The organism is Paenibacillus sp. SJS-P3 (assembly GCF_056711585.1).
In genome coordinates this window covers 2,356,888-2,375,548 of sequence record NZ_CM160043.1, presented here as the reverse complement: position 1 = coordinate 2,375,548, position 18,661 = coordinate 2,356,888, and the positions used below count along the sequence as shown (strand labels likewise).

Sequence of the window (18,661 nt, the reverse complement as noted above, 5' to 3'; positions counted from 1 at the left end):
ATGCGTTCGGCAGGAGATGATGCTGCCGGCAGGCTTAATATGTAATCGTTGGACCAGGAACTTCCATGCGACTATCCCCTCTTCACCCATGTCGGTATTTTGCCGGCAACGGAATCCATCGCCTCTCGCAGCTGCTTGTTGTCGATATGCGTATAGATTTGAGTCGTCTCGATGCTCGCGTGTCCGAGCAGCTCCTGCAGCGTCCGGATATCCGTGCCGCTGCGGATCTGCATCGTGGCGAAGCTATGCCTCAGCTTATGGCTCGACAGCTTCTTCATCGACAGCTCCGGCAGGCTGGCCTGCAGCCTGGAGAGCGTGGAGTCCGCCATGTTCTGAATCATCCGGATCGACAGGCGCCTGCCCAGCTGAGACACGAACATCGGCTGCTCCTTTCCTTGCTTCATCTTGAGCTCGGAGGTTTCCATCATTTGGAGCAGCAGCCGCGCGAGCGACGACGGCAGCGGCAGATAACGCCATTTGCGCCCTTTGCCAAGTACGGACAGCATGCCTTCAGACGTCAGGTCGTGGCGATTGAGCCTATGGATTTCTCCGACCCGAAGTCCGGCATAAGACATCAGCAGCAAGATCGATAGATTGCGCTCGCGATGCTTGCCTTCGACATGCTCGAACAGCAGCTGCAGCTGCTCCTCCTCCAGATAGACCGGAATACGGTTTTTCTGCTGCCTGGATTTGGCCGTCAGCGCGGCCGGATTCACATTCAGCAGGTCCATCTCGTTGAGAGCCTTGTAAAAGGCGCGCAGCGAAGACAGCTTCCGGTTGCGCGCTTCATCCCCGGCCCCCGCTTCCCTCGTGCGCGACAAATAACGCATAATGTCGAGCTTGGTGGACTGCTCCAGCGGAGCGGGATGCATCATCGCGAGATATTGGCCGACATCGGCTTTGTATGCTCTTTCGGTCGAGGCAGTCATGCCCTGGTTTTTCATCCAGATGCCGAACAGCTCGAGTTCCGTTCCATAGGTGTCCTGAAGCTCATGATACGTTGTGAACAAGTCCTCCAACCTCCCGCATTGAGTACTTTTATTGCTTTAAAATCGAAGTTGCGTAAAATATGTATTTCACGCCATTTTGAAGGCAACAAAAATCGGCAATCCTATGCTAGGAATGCCGGATATGCTGCAGCGTCTGCGTGAATATTTGCTCCACATGATCGTCGTCCAAGGAGTAGAACACGGTTTTGCCTGCCTTGCGGCGTTTGACGATGCGCATGTTGCGCAGATAACGAAGCTGATGGGATACAGCCGACTGGTTCATATCCAGCAGCACGGTCAAGTCATGCACGCATAATTCGGCATGAAGCAGTGCGCCGACCAGCCTCACGCGCGTAGGATCCGAAAAGGCCTTCATCCAATCGGCCAGCTGGCCGGCGGAATTCCCGTCAAGCATCGATGCTCGCACAGCATCCAGATTGGCTGTCGAGCCTTCCCAGGAGTCCTCGTCCAACAATTCGGCCGTCTCCTGCAGCCCGTCACCGGAATCAGGCCGCTCAGCCGAAGAATAGGATGTTTCATCGGTCATTCTTCATCACTCCGGTTTCTCTAGGGTTGTTTCATTATATCAAACGTGGAGTTAATGCGGAACTTTTACGGATAATAAAAAAAGATATCCTTCAAAGGGCTGTTTGCATTGACACTCCAATGGTTTAATCATATTATATGAGCAAGTGATCATATGTTATATTTATTCTCTTTCTGGAAAGTAGGTACCTACGATGACGGAATACCGCGTGAAAGGTCTCAGCTGCGGCAATTGCACGCTCGAGCTCGAACGTGAAATCCGCAAGCTTCCTTACGGCGATACAGCTACGCTTCACTATTCCTCCGCTCGGCTTGTCATCGACGAGCGGGTGCCGCTTGATAAGCTGCGCAAAATATTGAAATCCGACGGAGCGGCATTGATCGGTTCAGCCGTGGCTGCTTCAGGCTCTGCTGCAGGAGATTCCTCTTCTTGCGGTTTGCCGGAATCAGGCCACGGTCATGCGTCGGAACATGAACATGGCAGCAGCGAAGATAGCCATAGCCATAGCCACAACAACCACAACCACTCGAAATTGAACAGCACTACTGGTGTTGCGGCGGTTGCTTCAGACGGCGCCCAAGACACTGGCAATGCTCACGCAGGTTCTCAAACCCGCAGCCATGACCACACGCATGATCATGACGGCGATCATCATGACCACGATCATGGGGACGGAAGCCGATCGACCTTATATCTATTAGGCGCATCCTTCCTTCTGTTCGCTGTGGCGGCATGGTCAGGATCGCTTCTCTCCGGCACGATGCAAGTCGTCTTATATGTCGCGGCGATCGTTCTGAGCGGCTGGTCGACGTTCTGGAGAGGGTTCCGCAATCTGCTGCGCCTTCGCTTCAACATCGATACGCTTATGACCGTCGCCTTGATCGGGGCAGCAGCCATTCAGGAATGGAAGGAAGCGACGCTCGTCGCCATACTGTTCGGCATCAACGAGCTGCTTGAAGGTCTCGGGATGAACCGCGCCCGCCGTTCCATGGACCGGCTGCTGCAGGCGGCGCCGAAGGAAGCCGTGCTGCTTGCTGACGGCAGCCAGCAATCCGTCCCGGCAAGCCGACTGCTTGAAGGCGATCTCGTGCTCGTCAAAGCAGGCTCGCAGATTCCATCGGACGGCACGATCGTAAGCGGCCAGAGCTCTGTCAACGAAGCGGCTATCACAGGCGAGTCGCTCCCCGTCGACAAGAAGATCGGCGATCAGGTTTTCGGCGGCAGCCTCAACAACGAAGGCACGCTGACAGTCCGGATCGACCGGGCCTACCAGCAGTCCTCGCTGGCCAGAATCCTGCAGCTCGTGCAGGAAGCCCAGGAATCGAAAACGCCGACAGAGCTGTTCATCAACCGCTTCTCCCGGTACTACACGCCCTTTATTATGCTTGTTTCCCTTCTCGTCATCCTCATCCCTCCGCTGCTGCTCGGCGGTTCATGGAACCACTGGCTTTATGAAGGGCTGGCCGTCCTTATCGTAGGATGTCCCTGCGCCTTGATCCTCTCTTCGCCTGTTGCCATCCTGGCCGGAATTACCCGCTTGGCGCGCGAAGGAATTCTTGTCAAAGGCGGAGCCTTTTTGGAGCAGCTCGGCAAAATCGACATTATCGCCTTCGATAAAACCGGAACGCTGACCAAAGGCCGGCCGCATGTCGCAGCCGCGGAAACTTGGGATGACCGGTTCCTGCCGATCGCGGCCGCGATCGAGAGCGGTTCGTCCCATCCGCTTGCGGGAGCGGTTCTGGATTATGCCAAGCAGCACTCCGTACCTGTCGAGCCGCTGGAATCGGAGACGGCCGCGGGGCGCGGGCTGAAGGCGACGAAGGACGGAACGACCTATACCCTCGGCAGCCAGCAGCTCATCGAGAGTCTTGGCCTTGCCGGCTATGACAATATCAGGCCGTCGGTCGAAGCATTCTTGAAGCAAGGTTATACACTTGTGCTTGTTGCCGACGGTACCCGCGTGCTGGGCATGTTCGGCATATCTGACGAGCTGCGGCCGGAAAGCCCCACGGTGCTGCAGAGGCTGCGCCGGGCAGGCATCAGGCGCACGGTCATGCTGACCGGCGACAATGCTCAATCCGCGGACCGCATGGCAAAGGCAGCCGGCTTGACCGATGTATATGCCGGCCTGCTGCCGGAGGATAAAGTCAAGCGCATTCAAGAGCTCAAGTCATCCGGCAAGGTAGCCATGATCGGCGACGGCATCAATGATGCTCCTGCTTTGGCGGCTGCCGATCTCGGCATCGCCATGGGAAAAGGCACGGACAGCGCCATTGAAACGGCCGATCTGGTGCTCATGCAGGACAATCTGACAAAGCTTCCCTCCGCTGTCCGGACCGCAAAGACAACGAATCGGATCATCCGCTTCAATCTCGCCGTAGCTCTCGGCCTCAAGCTCATCGCCCTTTTGCTCACCATTCCGGGCTGGCTGACGCTTTGGATCGCGATCCTGTCGGATATGGGCGCCACGATCTTCGTGTCGCTGGTCAGTCTAACGCTGCTCATTCCTGCACGAAAAAAAGATAAAGCCCATTCATAGACATCCTAAAGGCGCCTTTCCACCAGGAAAGGCGCCTTTATATTCCGGTTACATGCAGGGCAAGAGCGTCTTCGACGGCATCTCCGTTTCCCCAATTGTGGAGCCGCCAGATAAGTACCGCAAAGGTTTGTCCATGAACCCAATCGATCTTCATTCAGCCATTTCCCCCTCTCTATCGAACGGAATTTTCCAGACATTGCCTCTCCGCAGTCAAATAAGTTACGCTGGATACGAGCTGAAGCGAAAACTCAGGGGAGGCAAGGCTTGTGGAGCAAGAACCGATCATCACTCTTTCCAATATCTCCAAATCGTATGAAAAGCGCAAAATATTATCTTCCGTTAACTTATCCGTTCAACCCGGACATGTCTATATGCTGCAGGGGAGCAATGGTTCCGGCAAAAGCACGCTCATCAAGATCGCCGCGAACCTGGTGGCTCCTTCTTCCGGAATCCGCAAGGTTGCCGCATGTAAAACCATTACGATCGGTTACGCGCCCGATCATCTTCCCAAGCTGAAATTGTCTTCGTCCGAATACCTCCGATATATGGGACGGATAGCCGGCATGGACAAGCATGTTTTAACGGACAAAATCCTCGAGCTCCATCGGCTCTTTCAGCTGGATCCCGATTCCTCCTCCTATTTGCTCCACTATTCCAAAGGGATGCTCCAAAAAGTAAACCTCATGCAGGCTTCGCTGCAGAAGCCGGATCTGCTTTTGCTGGATGAACCGCTGTCCGGTCTGGATGCGGAATCGCAAGCTCATCTGCTCGAAGCGTTGCAGAAGATCAATGACCAAGGCACAGCGGTTGTGGCAGCCGTGCATGATTCCTTGCTGATCGAGGCTCTTGGCGGCACCATGCTGCAGCTGAACAAGGGCATCCTTTCGGTGGAATCGAGCGGTCAATCAAGACCTGCAGCAGCGGCCCCGGACAGCCAGGTCGAAATCAAAGGCAGAGCCGAGACTGACGTGCTGGCACAAATTCTGATCCGATATCCGCAAGTCAAGCGTCAGCCTGTCGAGTCCAAAGATTTGACCGGGGCCAATGACTTCATTATTCATCTTCCCCATGGACAGTCGCAGCCGCTGCTGCTTGCCTTGCTGCAAGCCGGGGCGGTCGTCGACCATATGATTCCGATAAAGGAATGCTGAAAATGCGCCACCTGCTGGCCTACCATTACCGCTGCCATCTTCGTTCTTACCGCTATGCGGCGCCGCTCTCGCTTTTCTTGCTGGCCCTTTTGTTCATCTACGCCCAGGTTCCGAATCCGGTCATGGGCAGCTATGGTTTTTCCTCCTCCTTATTGTTCTTGATAATGATCTGGGTCTGCATCGGAGTCATGGAAGGCGAAGAGGCCAATCAAGACATGATCCTTTCCCTGCAGGCAGGTTCGTTCCTGCGGCTCTTCGCTTCCAAGCTGCTCTATGCTTGGTGCTTTTCGCTGCCCTTGGCCGCATTCGCAGTTCTCTACCCTGCCCTGTTCCATAAATTCGCCAGAGCTCCCGAGCTGTCCGAATTGGCCTTTTCATTCGGAAGCCACATCTCGATGTCCGTACTTGGCGTCGGACTTGCATCGTTGTTCAACAGCAGATTGATAGCTTCCCGCTCGATTTCCTATCTGCTGCTGCTGGCCGTCCTTGCCCTTTCTTTCTCGGGACAAGGCATCCTGGACAAGCTTCCGATGCCGGCCAACGGATTGGCCTGGCTAGCTCCTCCGGCTTGGAACATGGTCCGCACCCTGACGCAGTACAACGGCGAAGCCTTTGCAGCCCGAATAGCAGCGCTTGCATTTCCATTGCTGTACGGAGCCGTCGCGGCTGTCTTGGCGGGCAAGCTTATGAACAGCCGCAAGCTCGATCTTCCAGCCAAGTAACCCGGAACAAAAAAAGCCCCGCTGATCAGCGGGGCTTCGCATTCATCAAGGCACGAATTGTTGAACGATCTTCGTTACGACTCCGTCCTTGACGGTAATATGATACGGGAAATAGCTCAAATCAAGCACGTCGGTCTGCGGATAAAGCTTGGCGAATTTCTCGAGCGAGATCGGCTCGTTCCACTCGGTATCCGCCGCGTCGTTTCCTTTGTCATAGATCTGCATCAGGACTTCTGCATCCGGAGCCACCTCGTAGGTTTTGACGGAAGGATCGTCATTGACGATGTAATAACCGTCCGGAGCTCCGTCCAAGCCGGAATCCGGCTCATGCTTGAGGAACTGCTCATCCGCCTGAGCGCCTTCGTACCAGTCGATCTTGTCGGCGGTTATGTACCATTTGCCGTCTTTATGAGTCATTCCATTAATATAATCCGTTTGGGTATCGGCGGTCTTCTTCACGGGCTGATAATCGCCGCCGACCGCATTGGCCGTGGAGATGAAGTAGAATACGATTGCCGCTGCAGCCATCATGCTGAACATCGTTTTTTTCATTGGGGTTCGACTCCCTTTCTCTTCGCAGGCCGATTCATTGGCATATTACCCGTTCCCGTCCGCCCTGAATCATTTGCCCTTGTTCCCTATTATAAACGGCTCATCTCCCCAAGAAGTTGCAACAAAGTTACAAAAGGCTGTAACCTGTATTTAAAGACTATGTTCTTGTCCAAAGGGATTTCAGCGCGGACAATAAAAAGGAGCTGCCAGACGACAACATGAAGGTAAAAAGAAGCGCAGGCGCCGCGGTATTTATGCTTATCTACGCGGCCATTACCTATTATATTGGATGGTCCGCATCGGCATTCATGCAATCCTACCATCTCAAGACGGGCTGGATTTGGCTGCCCGTCATTTTCTTCGCCCTTTCCTACTTTGCGGCTATGGCTCTCATCCGCGTCTGGGATTCGGCGCTGATACGCGGGGTCAAAGTCGTTTCTTCCTTCTACGTTGCGATTCTCGAATACTTGATTCTTCTCCTTCCCGCTGCCGGATTGATCGGCTTCGCATGGAACGCCGCAGGCGGCGATTCGGAAGCTTACGTCCAAGCAGCCGGATGGGCGGTGCTGGCACTGCTGGCGATTCTGCTCATCTGGGGCTCTCGGAACGCATGGAGTCCTGTCGTCAGAGAGCACACGCTTGAGATCGCCAAATCCGTGCCCGGACGAACCAGCATCCGAATCATGGTCGCATCGGATATCCACCTGGGCAACATCGTCGGCAACAGGCATCTGCGCAAGCTCGTGCGCAAGGCCGAACAACTGAAGCCGGATCTGATCCTGCTTCCCGGCGATGTCATCGACGACAGCGTCAAGCCGTTTTTGCGCAACAAAATGGCCGCTACGATCCGGGGGCTAAAGGCTCCGCTCGGAACGTATGCCGTTCTCGGCAACCACGAATATTACGGTGGCCATATTGGAGAGTATGTGGCAGCCATGGCACAAGCCGGCATCCCGGTCCTGCAGGACGAGCTGGTCGAGACCGGCGGCGTCTTCATCGCCGGACGCAAGGACAAAACCGCCGAAAGCCCGGCCTTCGGCGGCCGTCTTACCGTACAGGAGCTCGTAAGCGGCGCCGATCCATCCGCCCCGTTGATCGTCATGGACCATCAGCCTTACGCCTTCGACAAAGCCGCGGCTGCCGGAGCCGACCTCCTGTTATGCGGCCATACCCACCGGGGCCAGTTCGCTCCCAATCACCTCGTCACTCGCCGCCTGTTCGAGCTGGATTGGGGATATATGATCAAGTCCCGCATGCATGTGCTCGTTTCTTCCGGATTCGGAACATGGGGACCGCCGATTCGGCTGTTCAGCCGCAGCGAAATTCTGCATATTAAAATTAATTTTGTTTAAGCGTTGACTTGAATATGATTTCCAGGCACAGGCCTATTTCCGGCCTGTTTTTTTTTTCATCAATATGGTTTACATAACTATTCTTACTATAAGGCGATTGTTGGAAACGTCCTGTCTTGATAAAATAAAGAGTCTAGACTGGAGGCCATTCATGCCATGAATATTTTAAAAATAAAAGACCGTCAAGAGCTCGACCGGCGCATCCCCTCCATGCCCTGGTATGTGGAGAAGTTCATCAACTACAAGCTGCCCGACCTCTCCCCCTCTTCCTTGCTTGAATATGTGCGGGATTATGAAACCTTCTTCGGGTGGATGATCGCCGAAGGCTTGTCCAATGGCCCTGCCCTCCGGGATGTTGCCTTGGAGGAGCTCGAGAAGCTGCATATGGACAGCATCGACCATTACCGGATGCACCTGGCTTCCCGCCCCGAACACGCCAATACGCGGACGACGATATCCCGGAAGCTGAGCTCTCTCCGCTCGCTCTTCCATTACTTGAGCCAAATTGCCGAGGATGACGACTTCTACCCGCTGCTGAAGCGGAACATCATGGCCAAGGTCGCGATCAAGCGCACCCACAAGCCCAAGGATACAGCGGCGAAGCTGGAGGGAAAGCTGCTTCAGGAGGAGGAAATCTCCGAATTCCTGCACTATGTCCGTGTCGGCTACGGCGCCGATGTGGCGAACAACAAGCAGGCTTTGTCGGCCTACGAGCGCAATTCCGTCCGGGATGCGTGCATTGTCAGCCTCATCCTCCACTCCGGACTGCGAGTCTCCGAGGTCGTCAATCTCAACGTCGATGATCTCGATCTGAAGAAGAAGCTTACCTACGTCTACCGCAAAGGGAGCAACGACGACACGTTCAAGACGCCTGTCTACTTCCGCCAGGAGGCGCTCGACGACTTGGGCGGCTATATGCAGCTTCGAGACAGCCGCTATAAGGCGCCGCGCCGCGAGAAGGCGATGTTCCTCGCCATTGCCAACGGCAATCAGGAAGGCTCGCGCATGACGAAGAGAGCCATCCAGCAGATGGTGCTCAAATATGCCAAGCGGTTCGGCAAGCCTTATTTGTCCGTCCACAAGCTCCGGCATTCGTTCGCCACCGACTATTATTTGCGCAACGACCTGTACAAGACGCAGGAGCAGCTCGGCCATGCTTCTCCGGATACGACGCAGATCTACGCGCATCTGACCGACAAAACGATGTCCGAGGCGATCGACCGGAACAAAAAGAGGAATAGCCCGCGGCTCCGCGGGCTGTTCCTCTTCGTTGATGCCGTACCGTTAAAGCTGCGGCGCCTCTTCCAGCGCATAATCGAAATCCTCGATGTCGAACACAAGCACCGGCACCTCGGCCTCGATCAGCTTATCCTGGAACTCGTACTGATCCGACAAGAGCGGAATCTGAAGCTTGGATGCCGTCAGCAGCAGTTCCGTCTCCACAGGGTCGAAATAATCCCCGTAATGCGCATTGTCTACGGCATTCACGACCGTGAATTGAATCCGTTCATCCAATATAAGCGGAGAGCTTTCCCTCCACGGCACTTGGAGAGCCCTCTCGATTTTTTTGCGATTCAGCGAATCCTCGAAAAATTGGATCAGCTCGGCCACTTTGCCTCGCACGAACACATCCTCGGCCGGATCGTCCATGATCGGCTCCGTGCTGTCCTTCATTTCGTAGAGTTCCAGAATGGTGGAATAAGGCAGCACGAAGTCGACCGGCAGGCTCGGAACGAGCAGCTGTCCGTAGGTCGCTACCATGACCGCTTCAATGACGAATCTCCGCCGCATCCCAGATCCCCCCTCACCCAATAAACTTTTGAAATCAATGAATTCATTATACATGAAATAGAGGCGCCGTACACAGAGGCGCTTGCACAGCTTGCCCCTCACCGGCTTGAATTGTACAATATAGGTTACAGTTGCATGATCGGAGGTTGTCAGCAAGTGCAAGAAGAAGAAATCATCATCGTCGGAGCCGGTCCATGCGGCTTGGCCGCAGCGGTCGAATTCCAGAGCCGCGGCATCGGTTCCTTGATCATCGAGAAAGAGAATCTGGTCCATTCCATCTCCCAATATCCTACTTACCTGCAATTTTTCAGCTCTCCCGAAATGCTCGAGGTCGGCGGCATTCCTTTCACGACGGCAATGGAGAAGCCCTCCCGTCTCGAAGCGCTGAATTATTACCGGACCGTGGCGCTGCGCAGCGGCGTCCGCGTGAACGCCTATGAAGCGGTCGCTTCGATAACAGCCCGGCCCAATGGCGGCTTTGTCCTGGAAACCGAAAACCGCTACGGGGAAAAACAAGCCTATTCGGCCAAAGCCGTCGTCGTGGCGACCGGATACTTCGACCATCCGAACCGTCTCGGCATCCCTGGAGAGGAGATGGGCAAAGTATCCCATTTCTTCCGGGAAGCTCATCCTTATACCGGCATGGAGGTCGCCATCATCGGAGGAAGCAATTCCGCCATCGATGCCGCGCTCGAGCTGAACCGCGCCGGCGCCAAGGTGACGGTCGTCTACCGCAAGCCGGACTATTCCCGATCGATCAAGCCGTGGGTTCGTCCGATTTTCGAAGGCCTGGTCGCCAAGGAAAAGATCGCCATGCTGTTCAGCTCCCGGGTCATCGAGATCAAGCCGCGCACCCTCGTCATTCAGGATGAGGCCGGCATCCGCGAGCTCGACAACGACTTCGTGCTTGCTCTTACCGGCTTCCATCCCGACCGCGAGTTCCTGATGTCGGCTGGCGTCGCTATCGAGGCCGAGGGTTACCCACGCTTCGACGAGGAGACGATGGAAACCAATATTCCCGGCATCTATCTCGCCGGAGTCGTTGCTTCCAGGCATCAAGCCAATGAAATCTTCATCGAGTCCGGGCGATTCCACGGACAGCGAATAGCCGATCATTGGCTCCGCACACGCTGAACAAGAGTTGAGACTGCTATTTGTTTTTTCGAGTTCGATCCAGGGCTGATTTTGGATTTCTCCCCTTTCGGCCCTTTTTTTAATTTTGATCATCTATGGTTTACATAATTATCTTTACTTGTTCAACTTATTAATTCGCGTCGTTAAGGTTTCTTTCCAGTTGCTGGACAGTTCAGGAATGGCCGCCAATTTCCCCATTTCTGCCTCATCGGTTTTGTGCAAATAATAGATAACATTGGCTGCCGCCACAGTCATCCCGTGCTCCGGCCTGCTGACAAGCGTCAAGCTGTCTCCTGCCTGAATGTCCCCTTCCCGAAGAACGCGCAGGTAGAACCCTGTCTTGCCTGTCTGCTGCACCTTCGCCGGCAGGTCGGCTTGTCCATGCCGAAGGCCGAGCTTGAAGCATGGCTGCCGCGGCTGGCTTACTTGCAGCAGCGCCGTTCCGGCCGCCAGAATATCTCCGATGACGACATCCTGCTCCGTCGTCCCTTCCAGCGTGACGTTTTCTCCGAAAGCACCGGCCTCGAGCCGCTTGCCCATTTCGTTCTCCCAATAAGGATAATGGTCATGAGCATAAACGCATATGGCCTTGTCAGGTCCCCCGTGATGCTCAAGATCTCCTTGGCCGTCGCCTTCCGGGCCAGTCCATCCGACCCGGACCGCTCCCTTGCTCGGAGTTTTGCTTATTGCCGTCATAATCGTCTGCCTGCCGTAGGCCATCTCGACCGGCAGCCCTGTGTTGACGGATGTGATCGTTCCCAATTTCATGGGCTCCCCCCCCTTTTTCAGGCTCCATTATAAAGGATTGACCGAAGGAAAGAAATGGCTGCGGGCGGCCGGAGCTCTCACGTTTCGACATTCAGGCCGCGTTGACGACAACGGGCTGTCGAACTTTTCTCCATCTTGTTGCTTTGTGCGCTTCCCCGGGAAATAGAGAGCGGGAAATGAGCCATTTCCCGCTCTCTCGCTGCTCTGCCCACAAGCCGTTTTCTGTTCTTATTGGGGATGATACCTCTCCGTCCGCAGCAGCTCTTCCTGGCTGAGCCTCATTCCCTTCTCCATGCCCTCGTAACGATGTCTTCCCATGAGCAGGAACATGCCTCCGGAGACAAGCAGCCATGCTGCCGCGGCTGCGGCTGCGGCAGGAGCCGCGAATGCCGCTGCGGCCATCATCGCCGCCAGCGTCGCGACGGCGAGCGGCTTCGCATAAGAGCCCGCTCTTCCGAGCGACCAGAGGGGCTGCATGGCCGTCAGCTTGTCATTCCCTTCCCGTGTGATCGACAAGACGAGAGGGATCAGCTGGGCTCCATGCTGCAGCAGGATCGCCAGCGCCAGCAAAAACAGGACAGCACCCGTCAGCGCATTCATCAGCATGCCGGCCGCCAGCGCCAGCAGAGCTGCGCAAGCTGCGGCAGCGCAAGCACCCCAGGCGAATGTCCTGCCCTTGCGAACAATCGAGGACAACTGCCTGCTGAAAGGCAAAGCCTCATCCCTCGAGAGGCTTCCAGCGAGCCTGCTTGCAGCGAACAGCACCGATCCGCCGGATGCGCAAAGGCTGACCCCCACCGCTGCTGCCGCTGTCGCCCTCCAGCCGCCGCCCCAAGGGGCAGCAGCCTGCAGAAAGAAATCTGGCTCCGCTCCCAGCGGAAGCTTGAGGAGCGTCATAGCAGCCAGCCCAAGCAGGATAAATCCGCCGACGTATACATACGCCCCCGACAGCACATGCCCCCATGGAAGCCTGATTCTCGGCTCGACCGTCTCTTCCGACAAATGCTCCGCCGTCGCCGACCCCATGAACATCCGGTAAAGCAGGAGCAGACCCATGATCCATCCCGCTCCGACGGCTCCCGGTTCCCCGGCAGCCGCGAGCGGCCGGGCGGAATAGAGCTTCTCCAATCCGAAGGAAGGCCATAAGTAGGCCGTCATGACGGCGATCACTGCTGCGACGGATGCGATTTGCAGCAGCGCCGCGCTTTTTTGCAGCGTTGAGAAGCCGTAATTGCCGAACAGGCATAAGGACAGCTGGACCAGCATCAGGACGACAAACAGCATGGCCGTGCCTGCTGCATGGCTCCATCCGTTCCATGGAGCCAATAGGCCCTGAATCCAATCCGCTGCCGCCAAATTCACGAAGGCGAGCATGCTGATCTGGCCGCCAAGCTGCAGCCAGCCCGTCAGGAAGCCCCTTCCCTTGCCGCCCAGAAGCAGCGCGGCATGGTAGCTGCCCCCGGCTGAAGGAACGGCCGACATCAGCTCCGCCTGCGCGGCATGGACCGAGAGCGCCAGCAAGCCGAGGACGGGCCAGGCCCATACAAGCAGCCATTCGCTGCCTGTATTCCAGGCATACGCGTAGAACAGCGCCGCTCCTCCCAGCAGCGACAAGGCATTGAACGAGACGCCGAAGGCGGCGAACGGTCCGAAAGCGCGTTTGAGCTGCTGCGGTATGCCGAGCCTGTTCAGCTCCCTTTTGTCCTGCATGAACTGGATATAAGCGGCGTAGCGAGTCATGGAACGATACCCGCTTCTCCTGAGTCCGTTCTCCGCCGCAGCTGCGGCAGCGAGCCAAGCGACCGCCACCAGGCAAAACAAAGCAAACCCCGTCCACATCAACATGCTCCATGCCCCCTGTCCGTATCGAATATCTATCCATCGTCTCCAAGCAGGCGCCCGCGGCAAACAACCCGTCGCAGGTCAACAGGCGCGGGCAAGCAGGAAATCGGACCGTCAATTTTCATTCATTACGGATAAAGGGCCTTCGTCGGCGACAATGTCGGACAGGTCATAAACGGAGATCGGAAAATAGGGGAAGCCGTACACGTAAGGGGTAATTTCGTAAATGCTGAACCAAATCACGAGCGCACGGTCCGCGATGTAATAATCCTGATCGGCCCGGATGCCCTCGAACGGCTGCAGCAGCTCGATCTGCCGTCTCTTGATCTGCGCTGCCACCAGCGCGCTCAGCCTGGCGCTGTAATCGGATCCGGGCTTGAATAGGCTGGCGAGCTTGCGCGGATGGCCGTCTGTAGTCATGAAGGTAAGCGACTGCTGCAGCGTCAAGCCATGGGCTCCGCCCGTGAAGGCATAGTTGAAGAGAGAAAGGCTGAAGACGCCTCTCTCGTTGGTTTTGACTTCATAATAAGCGATCATTTCGGAGGACGGGTCGGCCAGGGAGCCTTGATCTTCGATCATCTGTCGAACGGATCTGCGGATGGCGGAATTCATATGCGCCGCAGCCAGCTCCCCGCCTTCAAGGCTTACGACGGGAATGAACAGCTCTGTGCGTAGCCTGGTAACCTTGGTCGTGTGGACCGATACGGGAGGCTCGAATGCCATGGGGCGCCACCTGCTTCCTGCATGGGATCTTTGCTCCTATCCTATGCGTGGCAGATCCCCGTTCATGCTCTAGAGCAGCATTTTCTCCTTGCTCGTCAGCCGCCTGCCGCTCACTTGCAACACCAGCTTGCCTCCGCTCAGACCTAGAATCCGGTCGGCGAATCTCTCCGCCCAATCGCCTTGATGAAGAACGGCTATGACGATAAGTCCTTGATTTTTGCACAGCTGCTTGAGGTCCGCCAACACCTGTTCCCCGGCATGGGGATCGAGGCCGGAAATCGGCTCGTCCAGCAGCAGCACCTTGGCCCCGTGCACAAGAGCGCGGGCGATCGCGACCCGCTGGCGTTCGCCTCCGCTCAGCTTGTCCGCCTTGTTATGCGCCTTGTCCAGGAGTCCGACCTTCTCGAGCATATCCATGGCTCCCATATAATCGTCATTGCGGACCATGCCCGTTGCGCGGCGCAGGAGCGAAGCCTGTGCGGCCGATCCGATCAAGACGTTTTTGAGAGCGGTCCTGTTCGCGTTCAGGAAAGGCTTCTCTTCGACGAGCGTCACTTCCCTGCGGATGCGCATCCTTCCGATAGCCGATGTCTGTATTTGCCTGCCGTCTATCTTATAAGAGCCCGATGTCCATCCTTCCTGGAGGGCCAGGCATTTAAGCAGCATCGACTTGCCGCTCCCACTGCCGCCTTTGATCGCGATGAATTCGCCTTCATCCGCGCGGAAGCTGATATCGTCCAGCACGAGAGGTCCCGCCGGAATCTGTTTCTTGAGATGGGCTATATGGATCATGGAAGATGAAGCACTCCTTTGGCCGCTTCCGGACAATTGCCGGCAAGCTCTGGGTTGTCCAGCTTATTCTTCAGTGTACGGGATAAAAATTTCTCTTTCCACCCGAACAAATGTTTGCTATAATCAAAACAGAACAAACGTTCCTAAACCTCTCTTTCCCGAAGGAGTGAGTTCCGATGAGCTGCGAGCATTTTCGCTTTGTTGAACGTCATCGCCCTTTCCGCGATCTGACCTTCAAGTTCTATGACGACGGGCGTCTCACCATTATTGACAACGAATCCGAATCCATCGTAACTCCCAACGATCTTCGCGGCGATAGCCGGGACTTCTATGTCCGCAAGCGAATCGCCTTCATCAAGAAGGATCTGCAGAGCAAGGTGCAGAAGTACGCCTGATTTTGCCGAGCCTACGCCGGGATTATTTCTTCAAGCTTCTCCTCCGATTGAGTTTCCTTTCTTCAATCGTCCTCATAGATTGACACCATGACCTAGCCCCATCCGGGGCTTTTTTCCGTTCTCATTCCTTCTGTCCTGTCGCTTATTCGAGCTTGCACCGGCTTCATCCCGCAAGGCTGGAATTGACTGCGCGCATTCCCTTGCTGTAGATTGGATGAAAATAGATCCGACGCAAGCTTACAAAAGGGGTTAGACCACCATGAACGCGCCAATCAGACAAACGATTCTGTTCGATCTCGACGATACGCTCATCCATTGCAACAAATATTTCAACCTGGTCATCGATCAGTTCGTGGATGCCATGCTGACCTGGTTCCACGCTTATCCGGACATGACGGAAGCAGCAATCCGCCGCAAGCAGATCGAAATCGACATCGCCGGCGTACAAGCATCCGGGTTCAAGAGCGACCACTTTCCGCAATCCTTCCTCGACACCTACGTCGACTTTACCCGGTTGACCGGCAGGCCGGAGGATTCCAACGAGATCGACCTGCTCTGGAGCATGGGACAGAGCGTCTACGAGCAGGAGGCAGAGCCCTATCCCGATATGGAGGAGACGCTCCTGCGGCTGAAGGACGAAGGTCATGACCTGCATCTCTACACCGGGGGCGAGCCGGCGATCCAGCGCCGCAAGGTGGACAGGCTTCGCCTGGACCGCTACTTCGGTGACAAGATCTATATCCGCCAACATAAGAATATCGCAGCGCTGGAGCAAATTCTGGCGGAAGGGCATTTCGACCGCCCGAACACTTGGATGATCGGCAATTCGATCCGCACGGATGTCGTGCCTGCATTGACCGCAGGCATCCACGCGATCCATGTGGAAGCGCAGACCGAATGGGAATACAACAACATCTCCATCGAAGTCGCTCCTCAAGGCGCTTTCCTGCAGCTCCATCATCTGAGAGATGTTCCGGATGGCATCCAGCGTTACATCCTGGCAAATAAATAAACGAAGGGCATGGTTCAACCGGTTTTATCGGTTAAGCCATGCCCTTCGTTTTTTGCTTGCCTTCGCTGCGGCTTGCCGCTTGCGGCCGCTCATTTTTTCATGCCCATGAACAAGATCATGGCGTGTACCGGTTTCCATACTTGGCGGCTAGCTCTGCCCATGTAATCGGTCCGGTTGGGTTCGACAGCCTGTTTCCAAATCGAATCCGCGTGTTTCCTCTCGTGGTTGGACTGGTGGAATCGTTTGATTTCCAGTTCGCTTCGGTATACCTGTTCGTAATTCATTGTCAGTGACACTCCCTGTTTTTCGTTATCGGCCAGGTTTTCATCGCTCCTTGCCGTTGAATCAAGTATCTCATGACATATGAGGAACAAAAAGTGTACAATAATTTCAAATGACTTCCTCTTTTACAGCTTGGAAAGGGCTTCCATTCCTCCATGCCGCTTGCATGAAGGGTCATATCGAGCGAAAAGGAGAAATCTGCGCGCATGCTCAACGCCGAACGATACTTACTGCTGCTCAACCGGTTCCATATCGAAGAGCCAGACACTGATGCCGAGACCGCTCTGGACGAGCTGGCCGAGCTGTTTCACTGCACCGAACGCAATGTGAAGCTCATCGTGCGCAAACTCGAGGAGGAAGGCTGGATCCGCTGGGTTCCGGGCAAAGGAAGGGGCAACCTCTCCAAGATCCATTTCCTGAAAAGCCGGGAACGCTTCCTGCTCGATCTCGCCAAAACGCTTGCTTCGGAAGGGGATTACCAGCAAGCCTTCCAGCTGCTTCAAATTCATGGCGAGCATACTTCCGCCCGCGACCGCTTTGTCGAATGGCTGAGCGGACATTTCGGATCTGACCGGATCGAGGAAGGCTCCCCCGCGCAGCGGGATGTATTCCGGCTTCCCGTCTACCGTCCCCCTTATTCCCTTGATCCCGGCAAGCTGTTCTTCGCCTTCGACTCCCATTTGATCCATCAGATTTTCGACCGGCTGCTCGGATTCGAGGATGATACCAAATCGCTCGTTCCTGGTCTGGCCCATTATTGGGAAAGCAACGATTCGGCAACGGCATGGACCTTCCATCTTCGCAAAGGCGTCCGCTTCCATCATGGTCGGGAGCTGAACGCATCCGACGTCTGCTTCACGCTGAGCAGGCTGGCCGACGGGCAGCCCAATCGCTTCCTCCTGGAGTCGGTCGAAGCCATCACCGCTCTGGATGCGCGGACGGTCCGCATCGCGCTGAACAAGCCCAATCGCCTTCTCCCCCGCCTGCTGTGCTCCGGGGCCGCCTCCATTCTCCCGGCCGATCTCGTCCAGGAAGACGAGAAGCGCTACTGGATGCTTCCATCGGGCACTGGCCCCTTCCGGGTCGATTGCTGGACATCTGATCGGATCGATTTGTCCGTCCACGAGCAATACTTCCAAGGAAGAGCTTATTTGGACGAGGTTCAGATCGCTTTCATGCCCGAGGACATCCCACCCGAATTGAGGCTTAAATGGGGGCAGATCATGGCCAGCGATTCCCGCATGGCTTCCAAGGATGAGCAAGGCTGGGGCATGATCAGAACCGTCCATCAAGGATGCACGCTGCTCAGCTGGAACCGTCTCAACGAAGGGCCGCAGCAGTCGCTCGCCTTCCGGCAGGCCGTAGGGCTTTCCATGGACCGGGTCGGCATGATTGGCGCCGGCGGCGAACTTAGCTATCCGGCGTATGGCTTCTTCCCCGTTCCAGGCGCAGAGCTGTCGGCAGAGCGCTACGAACCGGATACAGCCATCCGGATGCTGAAGGAAGACGGTTATGACGGCGCTCCTCTCAAGCTGCTGACAACGAACCAGCATGCCAAGGAAGCGCTTTGGATCAAAGACCGCTGCGGGGAGATCGGCATTCCCGTGGACATCCGCTGCGAGCAGCACAAAATCGTGCATTCGAGCGATATCGTCAAGGAAGCCGACTGCATCCTGATGAGCCTGGTCATGGCCGAGGAGGAAGTCGGAGAGCTGGAGACGTACCTGCAGGAGCACAGCTATATCCGGCAGCATCTGGATCCCGCTCTGGAACGCTGGATCCGCCGGGTGACCGATGCCATTCTCGCATCGGATCGGCGCGATACCCGGCGCACCCTGTTCAACCAGATCGAGCAGCGGCTAGTGCAAGAAGGCCAGGTGCTTTTCCTGCAGCATCGCTCCCTCAACACCTATGTGCATCCCTCGGTCCGCGGGATCGGCATCAATACGTTCGGATGGATGGACTTCAAGGATATTTGGCTTGTCTCGGATAATCCGGTCTGACTTCAGATAGGAAAAAAAAGAACCTCATCCCATCTTCTTGGACCAAGAAGGCGGATGAGGTTTTTTG

At 55.9% G+C, this 18,661-nt stretch carries 17 protein-coding genes and 1 pseudogene; 9 read left to right on the top strand and 9 right to left on the bottom strand.

Annotated elements, in window-relative coordinates:
• Positions 1–71: 71 nt before the first annotated feature.
• Positions 72–1,010 carry a tyrosine-type recombinase/integrase gene (locus tag AC06G8_RS10915; RefSeq protein ID WP_447664731.1) on the bottom strand — a complete coding sequence of 313 codons (939 nt, stop codon included), beginning with the start codon at positions 1,008–1,010 and terminating at the stop codon, positions 72–74.
• Positions 1,011–1,116: 106 nt separating this feature from the next.
• Positions 1,117–1,536, bottom strand: a complete 420-nt coding sequence (locus AC06G8_RS10910) for an ArsR/SmtB family transcription factor (RefSeq protein WP_480285281.1) — start codon at positions 1,534–1,536, stop codon at positions 1,117–1,119.
• A gap of 193 nt (positions 1,537–1,729) precedes the next feature.
• Here AC06G8_RS10910 and AC06G8_RS10905 point away from each other — a divergent pair, with 193 nt between their 5' ends.
• From AC06G8_RS10905 to AC06G8_RS10895, 3 genes are all read left to right on the top strand, one after another.
• Positions 1,730–4,075 (top strand): heavy metal translocating P-type ATPase, encoded by a 2,346-nt coding sequence (locus AC06G8_RS10905; RefSeq protein WP_480285280.1) that lies wholly within the window; start codon positions 1,730–1,732, stop codon positions 4,073–4,075.
• A 266-nt stretch (positions 4,076–4,341) separates the two neighbouring features.
• Positions 4,342–5,226: an ATP-binding cassette domain-containing protein gene (locus AC06G8_RS10900; protein WP_480285279.1), complete on the top strand. Its 885-nt coding sequence runs from the start codon at positions 4,342–4,344 to the stop codon at positions 5,224–5,226.
• Between the two features lie 2 nt (positions 5,227–5,228).
• Positions 5,229–5,948, top strand: coding sequence for a hypothetical protein (locus tag AC06G8_RS10895; protein ID WP_480285278.1), 720 nt, complete (start codon positions 5,229–5,231; stop codon positions 5,946–5,948).
• 45 nt (positions 5,949–5,993) lie between these two features.
• Here the strand turns inward: AC06G8_RS10895 and AC06G8_RS10890 are convergent, their stop codons facing one another.
• Complete coding sequence (locus tag AC06G8_RS10890; RefSeq protein ID WP_447664726.1) at positions 5,994–6,500, bottom strand: hypothetical protein; 507 nt, start codon at positions 6,498–6,500, stop codon at positions 5,994–5,996.
• A gap of 218 nt (positions 6,501–6,718) precedes the next feature.
• On the opposite strand from AC06G8_RS10890, the gene AC06G8_RS10885 reads away from it, so the two are divergent.
• Together AC06G8_RS10885 and xerS are read left to right on the top strand one after the other, a co-directional pair.
• Entirely contained in the window at positions 6,719–7,852 is a 1,134-nt protein-coding gene (locus AC06G8_RS10885; RefSeq protein WP_480285277.1) for a metallophosphoesterase, read from the top strand.
• Between the two features lie 156 nt (positions 7,853–8,008).
• A pseudogene (gene xerS / locus AC06G8_RS10880) lies at positions 8,009–9,082 on the top strand (tyrosine recombinase XerS); the annotation flags it as partial.
• Between the two features lie 54 nt (positions 9,083–9,136).
• Here xerS and AC06G8_RS10875 read toward each other — a convergent pair.
• Positions 9,137–9,643, bottom strand: a complete 507-nt coding sequence (locus AC06G8_RS10875) for an ADP-heptose synthase (protein ID WP_076356059.1) — start codon at positions 9,641–9,643, stop codon at positions 9,137–9,139.
• 135 nt (positions 9,644–9,778) lie between these two features.
• Between AC06G8_RS10875 and AC06G8_RS10870 the strand changes: the two genes are divergently transcribed.
• Complete coding sequence (locus tag AC06G8_RS10870) at positions 9,779–10,777, top strand: YpdA family putative bacillithiol disulfide reductase (protein WP_480285276.1); 999 nt, start codon at positions 9,779–9,781, stop codon at positions 10,775–10,777.
• A gap of 114 nt (positions 10,778–10,891) precedes the next feature.
• Here the strand turns inward: AC06G8_RS10870 and AC06G8_RS10865 are convergent, their stop codons facing one another.
• The 4 genes from AC06G8_RS10865 to AC06G8_RS10850 all read right to left on the bottom strand — a co-directional run bounded on the left by AC06G8_RS10865 (position 10,892) and on the right by AC06G8_RS10850 (position 14,902).
• Positions 10,892–11,545, bottom strand: a complete 654-nt coding sequence (locus AC06G8_RS10865) for an MOSC domain-containing protein (protein ID WP_447664722.1) — start codon at positions 11,543–11,545, stop codon at positions 10,892–10,894.
• A 228-nt stretch (positions 11,546–11,773) separates the two neighbouring features.
• Positions 11,774–13,390 (bottom strand): amino acid permease, encoded by a 1,617-nt coding sequence (locus tag AC06G8_RS10860; protein WP_480285275.1) that lies wholly within the window; start codon positions 13,388–13,390, stop codon positions 11,774–11,776.
• A 111-nt stretch (positions 13,391–13,501) separates the two neighbouring features.
• Positions 13,502–14,110, bottom strand: a complete 609-nt coding sequence (locus AC06G8_RS10855; protein WP_480285274.1) for a DUF3298 and DUF4163 domain-containing protein — start codon at positions 14,108–14,110, stop codon at positions 13,502–13,504.
• Positions 14,111–14,179: 69 nt separating this feature from the next.
• Positions 14,180–14,902 (bottom strand): phosphonate ABC transporter ATP-binding protein, encoded by a 723-nt coding sequence (locus tag AC06G8_RS10850; RefSeq protein WP_447664719.1) that lies wholly within the window; start codon positions 14,900–14,902, stop codon positions 14,180–14,182.
• A 176-nt stretch (positions 14,903–15,078) separates the two neighbouring features.
• Here AC06G8_RS10850 and AC06G8_RS10845 point away from each other — a divergent pair, with 176 nt between their 5' ends.
• Positions 15,079–15,297 carry a hypothetical protein gene (locus tag AC06G8_RS10845; RefSeq protein ID WP_076356071.1) on the top strand — a complete coding sequence of 73 codons (219 nt, stop codon included), beginning with the start codon at positions 15,079–15,081 and terminating at the stop codon, positions 15,295–15,297.
• 259 nt (positions 15,298–15,556) lie between these two features.
• A complete protein-coding gene (locus tag AC06G8_RS10840) occupies positions 15,557–16,309 on the top strand; it encodes an HAD family hydrolase (RefSeq protein ID WP_480285273.1) in 753 nt (250 codons plus the stop codon).
• A gap of 89 nt (positions 16,310–16,398) precedes the next feature.
• Here the strand turns inward: AC06G8_RS10840 and AC06G8_RS10835 are convergent, their stop codons facing one another.
• Positions 16,399–16,593: a hypothetical protein gene (locus AC06G8_RS10835; RefSeq protein ID WP_447664717.1), complete on the bottom strand. Its 195-nt coding sequence runs from the start codon at positions 16,591–16,593 to the stop codon at positions 16,399–16,401.
• A 204-nt stretch (positions 16,594–16,797) separates the two neighbouring features.
• Here AC06G8_RS10835 and AC06G8_RS10830 point away from each other — a divergent pair, with 204 nt between their 5' ends.
• Positions 16,798–18,594: an ABC transporter substrate-binding protein gene (locus AC06G8_RS10830; RefSeq protein WP_447664716.1), complete on the top strand. Its 1,797-nt coding sequence runs from the start codon at positions 16,798–16,800 to the stop codon at positions 18,592–18,594.
• Positions 18,595–18,661 lie beyond the last annotated feature (67 nt).